The organism is Marinobacter sp. G11, from assembly GCF_021282325.1.
GTDB classification, from domain to species: domain Bacteria; phylum Pseudomonadota; class Gammaproteobacteria; order Pseudomonadales; family Oleiphilaceae; genus Marinobacter; species Marinobacter vinifirmus.
Genome location: NZ_JAJSPB010000001.1, coordinates 57,515 through 75,891, shown reverse-complemented (window position 1 = coordinate 75,891; position 18,377 = coordinate 57,515). Strand labels below are relative to the sequence as shown.

General features: G+C 59.4%; 15 protein-coding genes. 10 read left to right on the top strand and 5 right to left on the bottom strand.

Translation table 11 applies throughout. The annotated features are described in order from the left end of the window. Window positions 1-30: 30 nt before the first annotated feature. Window positions 31-732 (top strand): tRNA (adenosine(37)-N6)-threonylcarbamoyltransferase complex dimerization subunit type 1 TsaB, encoded by a 702-nt coding sequence (tsaB, locus tag LWH94_RS00355; RefSeq protein WP_232900736.1) that lies wholly within the window; start codon window positions 31-33, stop codon window positions 730-732. Beyond that, the gene (locus LWH94_RS00350) at window positions 695-1,531 is read left to right on the top strand and encodes a class I SAM-dependent methyltransferase (protein WP_199456332.1); all 837 of its coding nucleotides are present in this window, start codon (window positions 695-697) and stop codon (window positions 1,529-1,531) included. The genes tsaB and LWH94_RS00350 overlap by 38 nt, the downstream gene beginning before the upstream one ends. A gap of 25 nt (window positions 1,532-1,556) precedes the next feature. Here the strand turns inward: LWH94_RS00350 and plsB are convergent, their stop codons facing one another. Continuing rightward, window positions 1,557-4,028 (bottom strand): glycerol-3-phosphate 1-O-acyltransferase PlsB, encoded by a 2,472-nt coding sequence (plsB, locus tag LWH94_RS00345; RefSeq protein ID WP_232900734.1) that lies wholly within the window; start codon window positions 4,026-4,028, stop codon window positions 1,557-1,559. A gap of 142 nt (window positions 4,029-4,170) precedes the next feature. Here plsB and nudC point away from each other — a divergent pair, with 142 nt between their 5' ends. Both nudC and murI read left to right on the top strand, forming a co-directional pair. After that, on the top strand, window positions 4,171-4,995 hold the full coding sequence (nudC, locus tag LWH94_RS00340) for an NAD(+) diphosphatase (RefSeq protein WP_022988862.1): 825 nt from the start codon (window positions 4,171-4,173) through the stop codon (window positions 4,993-4,995). A gap of 2 nt (window positions 4,996-4,997) precedes the next feature. Next, window positions 4,998-5,843, top strand: a complete 846-nt coding sequence (gene murI / locus LWH94_RS00335) for a glutamate racemase (RefSeq protein WP_232900733.1) — start codon at window positions 4,998-5,000, stop codon at window positions 5,841-5,843. On the opposite strand, the gene LWH94_RS00330 is transcribed toward murI, so the two are convergent. Further along, entirely contained in the window at window positions 5,821-6,828 is a 1,008-nt protein-coding gene (locus tag LWH94_RS00330; RefSeq protein WP_232900730.1) for a DUF2156 domain-containing protein, read from the bottom strand. The genes murI and LWH94_RS00330 overlap by 23 nt on opposite strands. 50 nt (window positions 6,829-6,878) lie before the next feature. Then, window positions 6,879-7,532, bottom strand: a complete 654-nt coding sequence (locus LWH94_RS00325; protein WP_058340275.1) for a class I SAM-dependent methyltransferase — start codon at window positions 7,530-7,532, stop codon at window positions 6,879-6,881. A gap of 461 nt (window positions 7,533-7,993) precedes the next feature. On the opposite strand from LWH94_RS00325, the gene LWH94_RS00320 reads away from it, so the two are divergent. The 4 genes from LWH94_RS00320 (at window position 7,994) to LWH94_RS00305 (ending at window position 13,866) form a co-directional block, all read left to right on the top strand. Next, a complete protein-coding gene (locus LWH94_RS00320) occupies window positions 7,994-9,532 on the top strand; it encodes a fatty acyl-CoA reductase (protein ID WP_199456337.1) in 1,539 nt (512 codons plus the stop codon). A 207-nt stretch (window positions 9,533-9,739) separates the two neighbouring features. Next, window positions 9,740-11,689 carry an acetate--CoA ligase gene (gene acs / locus LWH94_RS00315; RefSeq protein ID WP_232900727.1) on the top strand — a complete coding sequence of 650 codons (1,950 nt, stop codon included), beginning with the start codon at window positions 9,740-9,742 and terminating at the stop codon, window positions 11,687-11,689. 41 nt (window positions 11,690-11,730) lie between these two features. Then, window positions 11,731-12,396, top strand: coding sequence for a LuxR C-terminal-related transcriptional regulator (locus LWH94_RS00310; RefSeq protein WP_022988856.1), 666 nt, complete (start codon window positions 11,731-11,733; stop codon window positions 12,394-12,396). A 372-nt stretch (window positions 12,397-12,768) separates the two neighbouring features. Continuing rightward, window positions 12,769-13,866: a fatty acid desaturase family protein gene (locus tag LWH94_RS00305; protein WP_232900726.1), complete on the top strand. Its 1,098-nt coding sequence runs from the start codon at window positions 12,769-12,771 to the stop codon at window positions 13,864-13,866. Window positions 13,867-14,032: 166 nt separating this feature from the next. Here the strand turns inward: LWH94_RS00305 and LWH94_RS00300 are convergent, their stop codons facing one another. Next, window positions 14,033-15,013 carry a D-2-hydroxyacid dehydrogenase gene (locus LWH94_RS00300; RefSeq protein WP_232900725.1) on the bottom strand — a complete coding sequence of 327 codons (981 nt, stop codon included), beginning with the start codon at window positions 15,011-15,013 and terminating at the stop codon, window positions 14,033-14,035. Window positions 15,014-15,166: 153 nt separating this feature from the next. Here LWH94_RS00300 and LWH94_RS00295 point away from each other — a divergent pair, with 153 nt between their 5' ends. Then, a complete protein-coding gene (locus LWH94_RS00295) occupies window positions 15,167-16,393 on the top strand; it encodes a pyridoxal phosphate-dependent aminotransferase (RefSeq protein ID WP_022987986.1) in 1,227 nt (408 codons plus the stop codon). A 69-nt stretch (window positions 16,394-16,462) separates the two neighbouring features. Beyond that, entirely contained in the window at window positions 16,463-17,032 is a 570-nt protein-coding gene (locus LWH94_RS00290; protein WP_232900723.1) for a DUF1439 domain-containing protein, read from the top strand. A gap of 83 nt (window positions 17,033-17,115) precedes the next feature. On the opposite strand, the gene LWH94_RS00285 is transcribed toward LWH94_RS00290, so the two are convergent. Then, entirely contained in the window at window positions 17,116-18,375 is a 1,260-nt protein-coding gene (locus tag LWH94_RS00285; protein WP_232900721.1) for an aspartate aminotransferase family protein, read from the bottom strand. Between the last annotated feature and the right edge of the window lie 2 nt (window positions 18,376-18,377).

The following is an 18,377-nucleotide window of genomic DNA, read 5'->3' as shown; positions in this document are numbered from 1 at the left end:
GGCCGGAGCGGCCCCGGAGGCACTGATTCTGTGAAGTTACTGGCACTGGATACGTCTTCCGAAGGCTGCTCCGCCGCGCTCTGGCTGGATGGCCATATTACCGGGCGCTTTGAAGTGGCCCCCCGGGGCCACACCCGTCTTCTGATGCCCATGGTGCGCGAGTTGCTCGCGGAGCAGGGCCTCACTCCTTCCGGCCTGGATGCCCTGGCGTTTGCCCGGGGGCCGGGCTCTTTCACCGGCTTACGCATTGCCACCGGCGTGGTTCAGGGCCTGGCCTGGGGGCTGGATATCCCTGTGGTGCCGGTATCTTCCCTGGCTGCTGTTGCGCTGCAAGCCATCGACAAGCATCACTTGCCCGAAGGGGCCTGCGTAGCCGTAGCTTTCGACGCCCGCATGGGTGAAGTCTACTTGGGCACTTTCCAGTGCCGTGACGGCTTGCCGGTGTTGCTGGCAGACGAGCGGGTATGCCCGCCATCGGCAGTCAGCCTGCCGGATGTCAGTGCAGATCGCTGGATCGGTGTTGGTTCCGGCTGGGCCTTCGCCGGTGATATGCCTGCGGATGTAGCGGAAACCGTCGCTGTGGTTGATGACACCCTGGTACCCCGGGCCGGCGAAGTTGTCCGGCTGGCGGAACAGGGCTATCGCCAGGGTGAAGCAGTGCCGGCGGAGCAGGCCCAGCCGGTTTATATCCGCGATGAAGTCGCCTGGAAAAAGCTGCCAGGCCGTGACTGAGCCTTCCGTGCCAGGCACCCTTGCGGTGGCCTGCAGCCCGCTGGGCGACCAGCACCAGGCCCGAGCGCTGGCTGAGGAGCTGGCACTGCCCTGGTTGGGCGTCGTCAAGCCGCAACAGGTTCGTGATTACTCCATTCTTCTGTATTCCGACGACCAGGGCCTGGCCCTGCAGATCACCGGTAAAGGTGCGCCTGGCCCGGTACGGGCCGAGTTTGTTACCGGTAAGATGGGTTATCGCCGGGAACACGGTGGCGGTACGGGCCAGCTGGTCGCCAGGGCAGTGGGCTTGCAGAAGACCCGCGCAGGTTTACACGTTCTGGATGCCACGGCCGGGTTGGGGCAGGACGCCTTTGTACTGGCTGGCCTTGGCTGCCGCGTCACCTTGCTGGAGCGAAACCCGGTGATCCATGCCTTGCTGGCCGATGGGCTGGCCCGGGCTGCACTGAACCCGGATTGCGCGCCAGTGGTGGCCAGGATGACCCTGGAAGCCGGCAGCTCCATTGACTGGCTGGTGAAGGCTGACCCGGAATCGGTGGATGTGGTGTACCTGGACCCGATGTTCCCGCATCGGGACAAGTCGGCCCTGGTGAAAAAAGAAATGCAGGTGTTCCGGCAGGTGGTGGGCGACGACGATGATTCAGCTCAATTGCTGCAAGCGGCACTCAAGGCTGCCCGTTACCGGGTGGTGGTCAAACGCCCCCGCAAGGCCCCGGCCGTAGAAGGTCCGGAACCGGCTACCCGCATCGAAGGCAAGAGCAGCCGCTACGATATCTATTCCCTGAAAGCCCTGCCGGCCTGAGGCTGACCCAAACCGGCAACCGGCTTCAGGCGTCCAGCATGGTGACCTGCTGGATGGCCTGGCGTTTCTCTACACTCAACACCAGACGAGCATCCTCGGCCACCTCATCCAGGCCTTCGCCATAACACAGCAGGCCGTTGTCGTCGGTGGTCAGAACTCCTTCCTTCTGCATGTTGGCAATGAAGTTCCGGAACAGGGTCTTGTCGAAGAATTCCGGGGCATTCAGCCCGAACAGGATAGACATCCGCTCGGCCAGCAGGGTGCTCTGCTCCTCCAGTTCGGCGGCGGTCAGCTTGCCGGAACCGTATTTCCGGAGAATGCCCAGGGCAATGTGGTAACGCTCCAGGGTCTGGATAATGAACCGGGACAAAATACGCGCTCGCAGCATGGCTTCTGTGCCTTCTTCCGGCCGGCTCAGGCGTTCGTCATCCAGGGTCACCAGCAGGCCCTGGTCAACCAGCACATCAATCCAGTCGTTAATGACGGATTCGATCTCGTCCTGCGAGTATTTCAGGAACAGTTCTGATTGCAGGTAGGGGTAGGCCACGCTGGCCAGGAAGACGATTTTGTCCCGGCGCAGGCTGGACTTGTTTTCGAACAGGCTGACAACCAGGGCCGGCAGGGCAAACAGGTGCTGGATGTTATTGCGGTAGTAGGTCATCAGGGTGGCGTTGGAGCCTTCCAGGCCGATGATGTCTCCCAGCTTCTGTGGCTGGCGGGACACCAGCCCCATGCCTTCACAGTAGGCCACCCAGTCCTTGCCACTGCCCTCGGGCAGGGTAACGGTGCCGGCGTAGGGCCGGGCTTTCAGCAGGCTGGCGTACTGGTCCAGCAGCCGGATCAGCTGGCCTTCGTCCATGGCCAGGCGCTCGGTGCCCAGCAGCACGGTGGCGGTCATGCCAATGGGGTTCACCGCAACCGAGGCGTTGATGTTGCTGGCAACCCGCTGGGCCAGGGCGTCAACGGCATCCGGCAGCCAGGACGGCCGGAATTCCGCATCGTAGGCCTCTTCGCGCCAGCTGTCGTGTACGTTGTCCAGAACCTCGGCTAGCGGAATCGGGTCGCCGAAGTTGACCGCTACCCGGCCAAAGGAGTTGGTGAGCTTGCGGGCGGTCTTGGCGAGCCCGAATACGCTTTCCTTCTGCTTTTTCTTGCCCCGGAGTTCGCCCAGGTAAGACCGGCCTTCCATCACTTTCTCGTAACCGATATACACCGGTACAAAGACAATCGGCTTGCGGTGATCCCGCAGGAAGCTGCGCACCGTCATCGACAGCATGCCGGGCCGTGGGGCCAGCATGCGGCCGGTGCGGGAGCGGCCGCCCTCCACGAAGTATTCCACCGAGTAACCCCGGGTGAACATCACGTGCATGTATTCGTTGAACACGGTGGCGTACAGGGGGTTGTCACGGAAACTGCGGCGCATGAAGAAGGCACCGCCACGGCGCAGGATCGGCCCGACAACGGGCATGTTCAGGTTGATGCCGGCAGCAATGTGCGGCGGCATCAGGCCGTTCTTGTACAGCACGTAGGACAGCAGCAGGTAGTCGATGTGGGAGCGGTGGCAGGGCACATAGACCACGGCATTGTCCTGTGCTGTTTCCTTGGCCACCTTGATGTTGTTGATGGCAATACCGTTGTAGATCCGGTTCCACAGCCAGGCCAGCACCAGTTCCAGGAAGCGTATGGTGACAATGGACATGCTGGCGGCGATTTCATCGGCGTACTTGTAGGCCTTGGCCCGGACTTTCTCCGGGGGAATATCGTCCTTGGCGGCGGTTTCGCGAATGGCTTCTTTTACCGCCTGGGTGCGTACCAGGCCTTCCACCAATGTGCGGCGGTGGGACAGGTCTGGCCCCAGTACCGCCTGGCGTACCCGACGGAAATGGGTGCGCAGCAGGCGCGCCAGTTTGCGGTTGGCTTTCTGCTCGTTATCCCGGTATTCCTCAACCACCTGGTTGAGTGACAGCGGCTGGTTGAACTGCACGTAGGTGTTGCGCCCGTGCACCAGGATAATCAGGAACTTCTGTAAACGGCCGGCGACAGACCAGGTGTCAGACAGCAGCAACTTCACCAGGGATTTTTCCTTGTCCGGAGAACGACCCCAGAACAGGGAAACCGGAACAATCTGTACGTCCTGCTCGGGGTGTTCCAGCCCGAAACGGACCAGGTCACCGAATTCCCTGGTGGGAACGGGCTTGTGCCGGCCGCCGCGGAACAGGCCGCCAATCCGCTTGTACAGAAAGAAAAACGAATGGGATGGCCCGTTCTTGACGGGCAGGACCGGCGTGGCACCGGGCAGCCGGGCCTGGATGACCTCCTGCTCCAGCACCAGTCGGCTGGAAAGCGAACTGTATTGCAGCACGTAACACACCGGCTTCTGCGGATCGAGGCCGAGGGCTTCAAGGGTGTTGCCGCTGACATCCGTCCTGACCCAAAGGAACAGGATCTTGCGGAAAAGAGACAGGATCAGGCTGCGAATACCCTGATAAAGTCGCATAAGGTGCTACTCCGGTGCTGGAAACAGGCGCCAAGTTTAACGGGTTGGAGCGGGGCCGGAAAGCGCTATGCCGATTCTGGCCGGTGAATGTGATGTGGTACATTGCCACGGAACGTAATCGCTGCAGGTACAAGGCAAGGGTATGGTCGATCAAAACATGCAATGGGTACCGGGTTGGTCTGAACAGGGGCCGGAGCCGGGTGACCTGTTACTGGCGTTTGCCGGTAACAGCATTCTCAAACCCGGTGACGGCTGGTTTCTGACCTGGGGCGGCCCCGAAATGGGTGACAGCCGGCCGGAAGCCCTGATGCTTGGCACCGTCGGCGGCCGAAGGCTATATGTGACGGCATTGCCCGACACCGGCCTGCCCGGGCTGGAAACCCTGAGCCTGCGCGAGGCCATGTTGCATACGCCTGATGCCCCCTCCGAACTGCTCAGTACCGGTTTCCAGGTGTGGCAGTGGTGGCAGGACCATCGCTATTGCGGACGCTGTGGCGAGCGCACGGGGCCGCATCCCCGGGAGCGCGCCCGTTGGTGTGGCCGGTGTAACATTCCCTGGTACCCCAGGATTGCCCCTTGCATCATTACTGTGATTCGCCGGGATGATCGTTTTCTGCTGGCCCGGTCGGCCCGGGTAACCCGAAATTTCTTCAGCCTGATTGCCGGTTTTGTGGAGCCGGGCGAGAGCCTGGAGCAGGCCGTGGCTCGGGAAGTGATGGAAGAAACCGGCCTGGAAGTGACCAATATCCGCTACCAGGCTTCCCAGCACTGGCCATTTCCCCATCAGCTGATGGTGGGCTTCCTGGCAGACTATAAAAGTGGCGAGCTGAAGCTGCAGGAAGACGAGCTGGCCGAAGCCGGCTGGTTCACGCCGGAGGAGCATCCGCCGATCCCGCCGGAAACCACCATTGCCGGCCGCCTGATCAGTGCCATGAAAAAGGAAATCGCCGGTGGGTCGGGTAACTGATCATGGCTGATGCACGTCCCAGGGTATTGGTGTTCGATTCCGGCGTGGGTGGCCTGAGTGTGGCGTCCTGCATTCATCAGGCCTTGCCGGGGGCCGAGCTTGTTTACCTGGCTGACAACGCCGGCTTCCCTTATGGCGATAAACCGGAGCAGGTGGTGATCGAGCGCAGCTGTGGCCTGATCATGGAGTGCCTGGCCCGGTGGTGCTGCGATGTCATTGTGATTGCCTGTAACACCGCCAGTACCGTGGCCTTGCCCAGCCTGCGGTCCAGAACGGACATTCCGGTGGTGGGAGTGGTGCCGGCGGTGAAGCCCGCCGCCGCCTGCAGTGAAAACCGGCGCATCGGCTTGCTGGCTACCCCGGCTACGGTGCGGCGAGCTTACCTGGACGACCTGGTGCGCGAGTTTGCGGCGGATTGCCAGGTGGTTCGGTTGGGGCATCCGGGCCTGGTGCTCTGGGCCGAAGCCCTGGTGTCTGGTGCCGAGCCGCCTCAACAAGAGTTGGACCAGGCTATGCAACCGCTGCGGGAAGCGGGGGTTGATACCGTAGTGCTGGGCTGTACCCATTACCCGCTGCTGCTGGCCTGGTTACGCAAAAGCCTGCCGGACGTACGCTATTGGGTAGAGTCTGGTGAAGCGATTGCCCGAAGGGTGGCCTACTGGCTGGAGGAAGCCGGGCGTTTGCCAGAGGCGGAAACACCGAGGGAGGCAGGGCTGCCGGTTGTCCGGGAAGCCTGCTTTACCGGCGAGGTAGCGCCACAGATGGACCTGTTCCTGGCTGAGATGGGAATTCCGGTGGGGCAGGTGACTGGCCACTGGCCCGGCGTTACAGCAGCCGGGTCAGTTTGAACATGGCCAGGAATTCCAGTGCCGGAATTGCCCGCTTGTGGCAGCAGTAGGTTTTGAAGTCATCACCGCGGAAGCGTGACTTGGTGAACTCCAGCCCCTTGAAGTTATAAAGGAAGTTTCCTTTCTCGTAGACGCCGTGCAGTAGCGATTTCAGCAGCCGGCTTTCCTGGTGCTCGGTGGTTTTATCCAGCGATAGCGGAATCAGGCCCAGATCCAGGTAAGGCACGCCTTCTTCTTTGAACACCTCCATGGCATGGGCCATCAGGGTGTAAAAAATGCCCTGGCGGAAATCGGCGTTGGCCCGGGAAATATTGGGCACATAGCTGATGATTTCGTTGTTGCGATACACCGGGTCAAAGTAGATAAAGCCCACCGCCTTGTCGTCCTGGTAGGCGTAGAAGTGGCGCTCGTTCTCCCGGTACTCCATTTCCATCGGCCGGATCAGGAAACGGATTTCATTACTTTTGCACTTGCGGGTACGAATCCAGGCCTCGGAAATTTCCCGAGTGTGGTCGTCACTGAACCGCTCTTTAACGGTAATGCCGCTCTTCTCGGCCTGGTTGAGAGCGGTACGCAGAATCTGCTTCTTCTTGCCGCTCAGGCTCCATTTACGGAGGTCGATCCGGGATTCGCTGCCAAACTGGGTGCCGTAGAGGCCAAAGCGCAGGTGCAGGAAATCCACCACCGGCTTGGATACCTGGATGTAGCAGGCATTTGGGAATTTCTGGTGAAAGCGTTCCAGGATGGCAGGGAAGTGTTCGGGCGCGCTGACCGGGTCAGACAAAACAAAGGTGCCGCCCCATTTGCGCATGTAGGCAATGTAGCCCATGCCGGGCACGTCAAAGTATTGCATGCCCGGTTGCAGGGTAGAGAACGACTGGGTGTGGGCTCCGTACCTTTTCAGGTAGTTAACCCGCTCGGAGAAGGAGAACTGGCCATCGGCCAGGTCCCTGACGCTGTCGAGTGCGAGAATCTGATCGGTCATGGTGAAGCTCCCGTTATCCGGTTGTTATTGTGTTGGTCGGCGGGCAGGGGTCAGGCCTGCTTTTGCCCGAGAATCGACCAGTAACAGTCCATGTTGAGAAGCTTGAACTTTTTCTTTTCCGTTACCTGCAGGCCAAGGCGCTGCATGTGTTCGGGATAGTTGTAGATTTTGTGAAAAGCGTTGTTGGCAAACAGCCAGAAGGTGAACACTGCCATGTACCAGTACATCTTCTTGAACAGGCGGGACAGCAGGTTTCCGGTGGGGTAGCAGAAGTCACCGACAACCACCTTGGCATCGGCCTTGCCCAGCCGGATCAGGTGTTCCAGTACTTTTACCATCATGTCTTCGTCGAAAACGTTCAGGAAAAAGTTGGCCACCACCATGTCGTATTGCTCGAATTCATCCACCTTCATGATGTCACTGTGGATGCGGCGAATGGTCAGGTTTGGTGCCTCGCTGTGCTGGGCTTCGGCAAACTTGCGCAGCATGGTTTCGGACAGGTCGACCACGGTCACGTCGGCGCCCAGCTCGGCGGCGCGAATGGCATCGCGGCCATGGCCAACGCCGGCAAACAGGATGCGGTCGCCGGGTTTCACGGTTTCCACGTCCAGCATGGCGGTTTTGCAGCGGTGGATGTTCTTGCCGCTGTAGAGGTTGCTCAGAAAGTCGTAAACAGGGCCGATGTATTTATATTTGTCGCGCATATCACTGCAGCCTTCGTTCTTGTTCCCTGGGGCCGTCACCGTTTTTATGGTTTTTGATCCGGCGTAAGCCGGTGCGGTGATCGGTTGTGATGGATCGAGCTTAGAGAAGGCTGTGGTCGAAATATGTGCAGTAGGCCGCATTTCCGGATGCACAAAGTAACGCTCTGCAACGCTTTGCAAACTGCGTCAATATTTATAATAAGAGTGTCAGACAATCAATAATTGAAGTGTGAATTCGGGAATAGAGCCGTGTGCCGGCAGGGTGCAGCTGCCCTGATAATGTGCAGTTTGGTTCGTCATTTTATTGTCGGTCCGGGTTGTGTAAGTTTGCAGTCTGTCACCACCCTGTCACCTGTGGTGTGCAAGAATTGAGCGATATCGTTTTCGTGGCCCGCATTATGCGGGTACCGGTTTGCTGGCATCGTTGCCGGCTACGTGAAGATCAGAGAAGGAGTTCTACCATGACAAAACGGCAGGTCAGCGGCGGTGAAGCATCGTCAAGGGTGCTGGAGCAGTTACGCGGCAAAAAAGTGCTGATTACCGGAACAACCGGTTTTCTCGGCAAGGTGGTACTGGAAAAGCTGATCCGGGCGGTTCCGGATATCGGTGGTATCTATCTGCTTATCCGCGGCAACAAGCGTCATCCGGATGCCCGCAGCCGCTTTCTGAACGAAATCGCCACATCCTCGGTATTCGATCGCCTCCGCGAGGCAGATACCGAAGCATTCGATGCTTTCCTTGAAGATCGAATTCACTGTGTAACCGGTGAGGTCACCGAGCCCGGCTTTGGTCTGGGAGAGCCGGCCTGCCGCAAACTGGCCATGGAGCTGGATGCGGTCATCAACTCCGCAGCCAGTGTGAATTTCCGGGAAGAACTCGACAAGGCGCTGACCATCAACACCCTGTGCCTGGAAAACATCGCACAGCTGGCCCGCATGAATCCTGCCCTGGCGGTGTTGCAGGTATCCACCTGCTATGTGAATGGCATGAACTCCGGGCAGGTGGCCGAGGCGGTGATCAAGCCGGCAGGCGAGGCTATCCCGCAATCGCCCGAAGGTTATTACGAGATTGAAGACCTGGTGCGACTGCTGCACGACAAGATCGAGGATGTCCGCTCCCGTTACACCGGTAAAGCGTTGGAAAAGAAACTGGTGGAGCTGGGCATTCGCGAGGCCAACCGCTATGGCTGGAGCGACACCTATACCTTCACCAAGTGGCTGGGCGAGCAGCTGTTGATGAAAGCACTGCAGGGGCGGAGCCTGACCATCGTGCGGCCTTCGATTATCGAAAGTGCGCTGGAGGAACCGGCGCCCGGCTGGATTGAAGGGGTCAAGGTGGCTGATGCCATCATCCTGGCCTACGCCCGCGAAAAGGTCACCCTGTTCCCCGGCAAGCGCTCCGGCATTATTGATGTTATACCGGTCGACCTGGTGGCCAACGCCATCATTATGGGGCTGGCAGAAGCCCTGGCCGAGCCGGGTGAACAGCACATCTACCAGTGCTGCAGTGGCGGTTCCAACCCGGTTACCCTGGGCCAGTTTATCGATCACCTGATGGAAGAGTCGAAAACCAACTATGCCGCCTATGACCACCTGTTCTACCGCCAGCCGAGCAAACCCTTTGTCGCCGTAAACCGGGGCCTGTTTGACCTGGTGGTGAGCGGCGTTCGCCTGCCTCTGAGCATCACAGACCGGGTGCTGAAACTGCTGGGCAACTCCCGGGACCTGAAATGGCTGCGCAACCTGGATACTACCCAGTCCCTGGCGACTATCTTCGGTTTCTATACCGCCCCGGATTATGTGTTCCGCAACGACCGTCTGCAGGACCTTGCCGAGCGGATGGGGCAGACCGACAAAGCCCTGTTTCCGGTTGATCCCAAGGCGATTGACTGGCAGCACTACCTGCGCAAGATCCACCTTGCCGGCCTGAACCGCTATGCGCTGAAAGAGCGCAAGGTCTACAGCCTGAAATCTTCCCGCCAGCGTAAAAAAGCGGCCTGAGCCGCTACCTCACCGGGCCCGGCCAGGCACCTGTCCTGGCCCGGATTACTGCCTTATGAGAATGCCATTTGGACGTTAGTCTAATTCATTGTGTAGTGGCACACATGTTGAACTACGGGTATCTGTCTTAAGAAGGACTGATAAAGTCCCACCACCCTGAATTTTGAAAACCCATAATGACAACAGACTCTTAATAGGGGGAGCACAATGACTGATAAACAGGTATATCCGGTGAGTCCGGAAGTGGCCGATCGCGCACTGGTTACCCGCGAACAGTACGAAGCCATGTATCGCCAGTCGGTAGAAGACCCGGACACCTTCTGGGGCGAGCACGGCAAGCGCCTGGACTGGATCAAGCCCTACAGCAAGGTCAAGAACAGCACCTACGACTACAACAACCTGTCCATCAAGTGGTTTGAAGACGGCGTGCTGAACGCCTCTGCCAACTGCCTGGACCGTCACCTGAAAGACCGCGCAGACCAGACCGCCATTATTTTCGAAGGCGATGATCCCTCGGTTTCCCGCAACGTCACCTACCGCGAACTGCACGAAGAAACCTGTAAGTTTGCCAACGTACTGAAAGATCAGGGCGTCAAGAAGGGTGATGTCGTCACCATCTACATGCCGATGATTGTTGAAACTGCCGTTGCCATGCTGGCCTGTGCCCGTATCGGTGCCATCCACTCGGTGGTGTTTGGTGGTTTCTCTCCGGAAGCACTGGGAGCCCGCGTTGTTAACGGCAAATCCCGCTTTGTGATCACTGCCGACGAAGGCCTGCGTGGCGGCCGTGCCATACCGCTGAAGAAAAACGTGGATGCCGCCCTCAAGCATGAGGAAGACGCCAAGGTTGAACGCGTGATTGTGGTCACCCGCACCGGCAACGACCAGGTGCCCTGGACCGAAGGCCGCGATGCCCGCTACGAAGACCTGATGAAAAACGCCTCGGCCGAGTGCGAGCCGGAGCCGATGAACGCGGAAGACCCGCTGTTCATGCTGTACACCTCCGGTTCTACCGGCGCCCCGAAAGGCGTTCTGCACACCACCGGTGGTTACATGGTGTATGCCTCCATGACCCATCAGTACGTGTTCGATTATCACGATGGTGACGTGTACTGGTGTACCGCTGACTTCGGTTGGGTAACCGGCCACAGCTACATCCTGTACGGCCCGCTGGCCAATGGCGCCATCACCCTGCTGTTTGAAGGTGTGCCCAACTATCCGGACAGCTCCCGCATGGGGCAGGTGGTGGACAAGCACCAGGTTAACATCCTGTATACCGCACCGACCGCTATCCGTGCCCTGATGGCCGAAGGCGAGTCCTGCATGAGCGGCACCAAGCGTGACAGCCTGAAGCTGCTGGGTTCTGTGGGTGAGCCGATCAACCCGGAAGCCTGGGAGTGGTATCACCGGGTGATCGGTAACAGCAAGTGCCCGATTGTGGACACCTGGTGGCAGACCGAGACCGGCGGCATCCTGATTTCCCCGCTGCCGGGCGCAGTAGACCTGAAGCCGGGCTCCGCTACCCTGCCGTTCTTTGGCGTACAGCCGGCGCTGGTGGATAACGAAGGTAACATCCTGGAAGGCAAGACCGAGGGCAACCTGGTCATCATGGACAGCTGGCCGGGCCAGATGCGCACCATCTACGGTGACCATGAGCGCTTCATCCAGACTTACTTCAGCACCTACAAGGGCATGTACTTCACCGGTGACGGTGCCCGTCGCGACGAAGACGGTTACTACTGGATTACCGGCCGTGTGGACGACGTACTGAACGTATCCGGTCACCGCCTGGGTACTGCCGAAGTCGAAAGCGCGCTGGTTGCCCACGAAAAAGTGGCCGAGGCCGCTGTGGTAGGCTATCCGCACGAGATCAAGGGTCAGGGCATCTACGTGTACGTAACCCTGGTTCAGGGCGAAGAGCCGTCTGATGAACTGAAGAAAGAATTGGTGCAGTGGGTGCGCAAGGAAATCGGCCCGATTGCCTCTCCGGACGTGATCCAGTGGGCGCCTGGACTGCCCAAGACAAGATCGGGCAAGATTATGCGCCGGATTTTGCGTAAGATTGCCGCTAACGAGCACGATCAGTTGGGTGATACTTCTACCCTGGCTGATCCGGGCGTAGTGGATGAGCTGATCGACAGCCGCGAGTTCAAATAACCCGGCCCTCGACAGCCCTTAACCTGAGAGGAATCTGTTGAATGACACAAACAATTATCGTCGCTGATGATCACCCGTTGTTTCGGGCAGCATTGAAACAGGCGGTCAATCAGGCGGTGCCGGATGCCGAGACCGTAGAGGTCGACAGCATCAAGGCCCTGCAGGCGGCGGTAGAGTCGCACCCGGATGCCGATCTGATCCTGCTGGATCTGAATATGCCGGGTGCCCACGGCTTCTCGGGTCTGGTGTTCATGCGTGGCCAGTACCCGGGCTTGCCGGTGGTGGTTGTGTCAGGATCGGAAGACTTGCAGGTTATGCGCCGTTCGGTGGACTACGGTGCCTCCGGGTTCATTCCCAAGAGTGCACCGCTGCCAACCATTACCGAGGCCATTCAGGCAGTTCTGGAAGGTGATGTCTGGCTGCCGGAAGGCGTAGCGGACAAGATCGAACGCATGCAGGCTGAAACCACAGACTTCTCGGAGCGCCTTGCGTCACTGACGCCGCAGCAGTTCCGGGTGCTGGGTATGCTGGCCGAGGGGCTTCTGAACAAGCAGATTGCCTATGATCTGGATGTTTCTGAGGCGACCATCAAGGCGCATATCACAGCGGTGTTCCGCAAGCTTGGGGTTCGTAACCGGACCCAGGCGGTGATTGCTATTCAGCAGATGGAGCTGGATCCTTCGGAGCAGTCGCTTTCGGGGGGCTGAGGTTTTAGCTTTTAAGTTTGTTTCAGAACGGGAGCCTTTGGGCTCCCGTTTTGTTTTGGGGCCCTTGAGTTCAGGTGTTGTGCTGCAGGTGACGAGCCCCTCCCAGGAAACGCTACAAGCACATCCCTGTGCGCTTCACTTTGGCCATCCATGGCCAAAGAGATTCCTGGGAGGGGCTCATCACCCGCAGCGCCGGACATCAGTGATTGCTTTTCAGAACACATCTGTTCTTTATTTTTGTGTGTTTGTCACTTGTTAAGCCTTCTGCCATTGTTTCATTTTGTTTGTTGTTGTATTTTTCAGCTAACAAGTGTGCGCTGAAATCTTGGCGCATGGTGACTTAAATCAACAGCAAACGTGGACAGGTAACCGATGAACGCAGCAGTGAAACAGGGAACGGCGGCGGCGACGGCCGTGTTTGGGAAGCCGGATGAACGGGAACTCCGGGACAGGATGAAGCAAGAACTTCCCGCTGATACGTTTAAAGCTCAAACCTGGCGGGTGATCTGGTTTTTGCCGTTGCAGGCGGTGATCTGGGCCGGGCTGGCGGTTATTTTGATGGCGGGTTTGCCTTGGTATGCCAATCTCGGGCTGGGGCTGCTGGTGGGGCATACCATTGGTTGCCAGGCGTTGCTGGCCCATGAGGTGCTGCATGGTGCGCTGGGGATGAGCCGGCGGTGGCAGAATTTCTTTGGCTGGCTGGGGTTCGGCCCATTGCTGGTACCGCCGGAGTTCTGGCGGAAGTGGCACAACGTAGTGCACCACGCCAATACCAACACCGGCGACACCGACCCGGACAGCTTCGGCACCCTGCGCCGCTACAAAACCAACCCCGGCCAGAAGAAGTTCCACAAACTGGCCCCGGGTTCCGGCACCTGGTACAGCTACCTGTTCCTGACCTACTCCTTCACCTTCCACGCCCAACTGGTGCTGTGGATCCAGGCCAGGCACCGAAAACAGTTCAAAGGCTTCAACCGCAAGCAGGCCATCGCCCAGGTATTCGTCTGCCTGGCCTTGTGGGCAGCCCTGGCACTGGTTTCCGGCCCGCTCGCCGTGTTCACGGTGCTGATCCCGTTCATGACCGCCAACGCCCTGGGGCAGGGATACATCCTCACCAACCACTTCCTGCGCCCGCAGACGCCCACGAATAACCCTCTCGACAACTCCATGAGCCTGCGCTGCAATCCGATACTGGACCGGCTGCACTTCCGCTTCAGCCACCACATCGAACACCATTTCTTCCCGAAAATGGCCCACAACATGGCGCCAAGGGTTCGCAAATGGCTGGAGGAAAACGAGCCGGAACGTTACATGGCCATGCCTCATGGCACCGCGCTCAGGATGCTGTATACCACCCCGAGGGTCTACAAATCCCCGACAGAATTGGTGGATCCGAATGATGAGAGGCGGGTGTTTGATCTGCTGCCTTTGCAGACGCAGTTCTCTGCAGCAAACCGCAGTTCGGTTTAAGAAATAAGGCGGCAAACTCTTAGGAGCGGATGACTGGTAGGGCTTTTCAAAACTGTGCGGAGCCATGGATGGCGGAGCTCAAGCGTCACATGGATGTGCCGAAGGAGCGTGTTTTGAAAAGCCCTACCAGTTAGCCGCTCCGGTGCCAGACAAAGGCTCCAAGACACTAACTCCCTGCGTACCCAAGCTCTTTGTTAACGAGGTTAAACAGCTCCCCTCCCTGGTGCCACCGGTCAAAGTTCTCCAGGAACTGATCGGTCAGCGCCCGCTTCCAGCCGATGAAATCGCCCGCCATGTGCGCCGTCATAATCACATTCTCCCGCTCCCACAGCGGATGATCAGACGGCAACGGCTCTTCCTCGAATACATCCAGCGCCGCCCCGGCAATCTCGCCTTCATCCAGCGCCTTCACCAGGTCCCCGGTTTTCACAATCGGCCCACGGCCAATGTTGATCAGGCGGGCAGATTTCTTCATCACCGCAAAGGCCCTGGTATCAAACAGCCCCTCCGTCTGGGGCGTCAGCGGTGCCGCAATCACCACAAAATCCGCGTGCCGAAGCTGGTCATAAAGTTCGTCATTGCCGTGCACCGCTTCAAAATCCGGGTCTGTCTTTCGGGGCGTGCGGGCAATGCCGTGGGGGTGCATGCCGATGGCCTTCACCAGCCGGCCGATCTGCCGGCCGATGGAGCCCGCGCCCACCACCAGCACCTGCTTGCCTTCTGCCCGCTCGGTATCCCGGTGCTGCCACTGGTGCTTGTCTTGAAGGCGGATGGAGCGGGGAAAGTCCTTGGCGAACATCAGAATGCTGCACAACACATATTCGGCAATGGTGCGGTCGAAAATACCCCGGGCGTTGGTGACGATAACATCGCTCTTGATCAATGCCGGAAACATCAGGGCATCTACCCCGGCACTGGTGGCGTGAATCCATTGCAGGCGGTCTGCGGCGGGCCAGGCGGCTTCCAGCGCTTCGGTGCGGAAGTCGGTCACCATCATCACGTCGGTGCCGGGCAGGGTGTCCCGCAGGGTTTGCTCGTCCCAGGCAAAGCGCACTTCGGCCCGTGCCTTGACGGCTTCGATGCCGGCCGGGGCATCTTCGCCCGGGGCGGTCAGAACAGTGATAACCGGTTGGCGGGATTCGGTCATTTCAACTCCGGAGATTGCTGAAGGCGTTTAATGGTCTTTTTATAGTCTGGTAGCGGGGCCGGCCGGGGTCAATGTTGGCGGTTTCCTTGTACCACTCATTTTTCGTGACTACGCTGCAATCAGGCCTTTATTTCCTGATGCGTGGAGGTGCATATGGCAGACCCGGTGAACAAGGACACAGGTGAGTCCAAGCCGCGGAAAATGAAGTACCGTAAGGCGAAGGCCAGCTGGAACCCGGCCATGCAGGCCATCCCGGTATCCGGCATTCGCCGCCTTGTGAATATGGCAGCCACCATGAAGGATGTGATCCATCTTTCCATCGGCCAGCCGGACCTGCCAACGCCGAAACATATTATCGACGCCTATGTGGATGCCCTGAACGCCGGCCAGACCGGCTACACCATGGACGCCGGCCTGCCGGAGTTGCTGGTGGCGCTGCGGGACTACTACGGCAAGCGATACAACCGCAAACTCACCCGCGATAACATCCTGGTGACCAGCGGTGCCACCGAGGCCATGTACCTGGCCATTTCCGCCACGTCGGCCCCTGGGCGGCAGTTCATCGTGACGGACCCGTCTTTCCTGCTATACGCGCCACTGATCCGCATGACCGGGGGCGAGGTGAAGTTCATCCCCACCCGGGCAGAGAACGACCACCAGCTGGACCCGGACGAAGTGATCCGGGCCATGGGCTCGCGCACCTTCGCGTTGATCCTGAACAACCCGAATAACCCCACCGGCGCGGTTTACCCCCGCAGTACCGTGGAGACCATACTGGAAGAATGCGCCTACCGGGGCATCCAGGTGTACGCCGACGAGGTGTACGACCACATGCTGTTTGATGACGATGACTTTGCCAGTGTGCTCAACTGCTCTATGGACCTGGACAACATCATGTGCATCAGCAGCTTCTCCAAGACCTACAGCATGGCCGGGCTGCGGGTAGGCTGGGTGATTTCCAGCCAGGCCGCTATCAAGTCCCTGCGCCGGTACCACATGTTCACCACGTCGGTGGCCAACACACCCGCCCAGTTTGCCGGGGTGGCCGCACTGAACGGCGACCAGCAATGCGTAAAGGATATGGTGGATATATACCGGGAGCGGCGGGACAAGATTGTGGACCTGATCGACCAGACGCCATACCTCACCGGCTACAAGCCCGGCGGCGCCTTCTATGCCTTCCCGAACCTGCCGCCCCATGTGGACGGCTCTGATGTAGCCTTGCGGATGCTCAAGGAAACCGGCGTTTGTGCCGTGCCCGGGGATGCCTTTGGCGAAAGCTGCACCAACGCCTTGCGCTTCAGCTTCTCCACTCCCTGTGAGCGGCTGGATGAAGCCTTCGACCGGATCATCCCCTGGATGGCCAAGCAACAGTTCTGATACCGGAGTTTAAGTTGTCAGTGCCCCGGAGATGCCGCACTATAGTGGCATTTCCGAGGAGACTGACTTATGACGGACGTATTGAAACCTTTCCTGAGACTGGCTGCGCTGTTTGCCGTGGTGCTGGTCAGCGGCTGTGCCAGCTTTTCCCCGTATTCCATTTCCGAAGGTGAAATCGAAGGCCACCTGAAAAATGCCGTGGCCAAGTACGACCGTGAGCAGCTGAACAGCGGCTCGCCGCTCAGCCTGAGCCTGAGTGATGCCGATATTACCCTGGGGCCGGACGGTCGCGATGTGGCGGTCATCGATCTGAAAGGGCAGGTGGCCCTGAACGCGTTGATGACGAAGTTGCCGGTAGACCTGGCCCTGAAAGTGGAAGGTGCCCCGGTCTACGACAGCCAGGAAAAAGCCGTGTATATCCGCCGGCTGCAGTTGCTGGAAAGCTCTATTGATTCACCCTTCTTCAAAGGCGACCTGGCGCCGGTTACCGATACCGTGATGCGGGTGGTGGCCCAGATGCTGGAAACCATGCCGGTATACCGGCTGGATGAAACCGATACCGCCCAGCGCATGTTCGGCCTGGTGCCCATGGATATCCGGGTAGCCCCGGGTCGGCTGGAGTTTGTAATGGCGGAGTAACCTGCCTCGATTGCTGACCGGCATCCATAAAAAACGCCAGGTGGTTTCCCGCCTGGCGTTTTTCGTTGTTGCCGGTTTAAGGATCAGGCGGTGGCTTTAAGGGCTTCCTCGAAGATTCCGCACGCCTCGTCAATCTGCTGTTCGTTGACGATCAGCGGCGGCAGCCAGCGTACGATTTCCTGGTAGGGGCCGCAGCGCAGCATCAGCAGGCCCCGCTTCTCACATTCCTTGAGAATCTTGCCGGCCCGCTCGCCGTCCGGGCATTCGCCCCGGCGCATTTCCACCCCGATCATCAGGCCCTTGCCACGCACATCGGCCATGTCCGGGTAGTCTTTCTTCAGGTTATGCAGGTTGTCCCACAGGCGTTTGCCCATGCGGTCGGCGTTCTGCACCAGGCCTTCTTCCCGGATCACCTCGATGGTTGCGATGGCCGCGGCTGCAGCCACTGCGTTACCGCCGTAGGTGCCGCCCTGGGAGCCGGGCCAGCCCTTGGCCATGGTTTCCTCAGACGCCGCCAGCGCGGAAATCGGGAAGCCGCTGGCCAGCCCCTTGGCAATCATGATGGCATCCGGCGTTACCCCGAAGTGCTCGTGGGCCCAGAACTTGCCGCTGCGGCCGAAGCCGGCCTGAACTTCATCGAATACCAGCATGATGCCGTGCTTGTCGCAGCGTTCCCGCAGCCCCTGCATAAAGCGGGCATTGGCGGGCACGTAGCCACCTTCCCCCTGAACCGGCTCGATCAGCATGGCAGCGGTTTCTTTCGGGGCGGAATAGGTGACAAAGATGCGGTCCAGTTCTTTCAGGCAGAAATCGGTGGCTTCGTCTTCACTCCAGCCGTAGTGGAAGGCGTGGGGGAAGGGGGAAACCACGACACCACCCATCATCGGGCTGACCCCGGCCCGAAGGCCGACGCTGGAGGTGGTCATGGACAGCGAGCCCATGGTGCGGCCATGGAACCCGCCATGGAACACAATGATGTTGGGCCGGCCGGTTACCTGCCGTACCAGCCGGATAGCGCCCTCGGCCACTTCGGTGCCGGCGTTGGAGAAGAAAAAGGCATTGAGCGGGTCTGGTGTGAGCGCACCGAGTTTTTCCGCCAGCTCCGGTAACCGGGGATTCATCACCGTGGTGGCCTGGGCGTGAATCATGGTGGCCACCTGTTTCTGGGCGGCTTCCACCACTTTCGGGTGGCAATGGCCGGTACTGGTTACCCCGATACCCGAGGTGAAATCCAGGTAGCGACGGCCGTCTGTATCAACAATGTAGGCGCCTTCGCCCTTGGCGGCGGTGATGCCGGTAGCCTGCTTGAGCAGGGGAGAAAGTTTGCCTTTGTGGTCGGTCATGG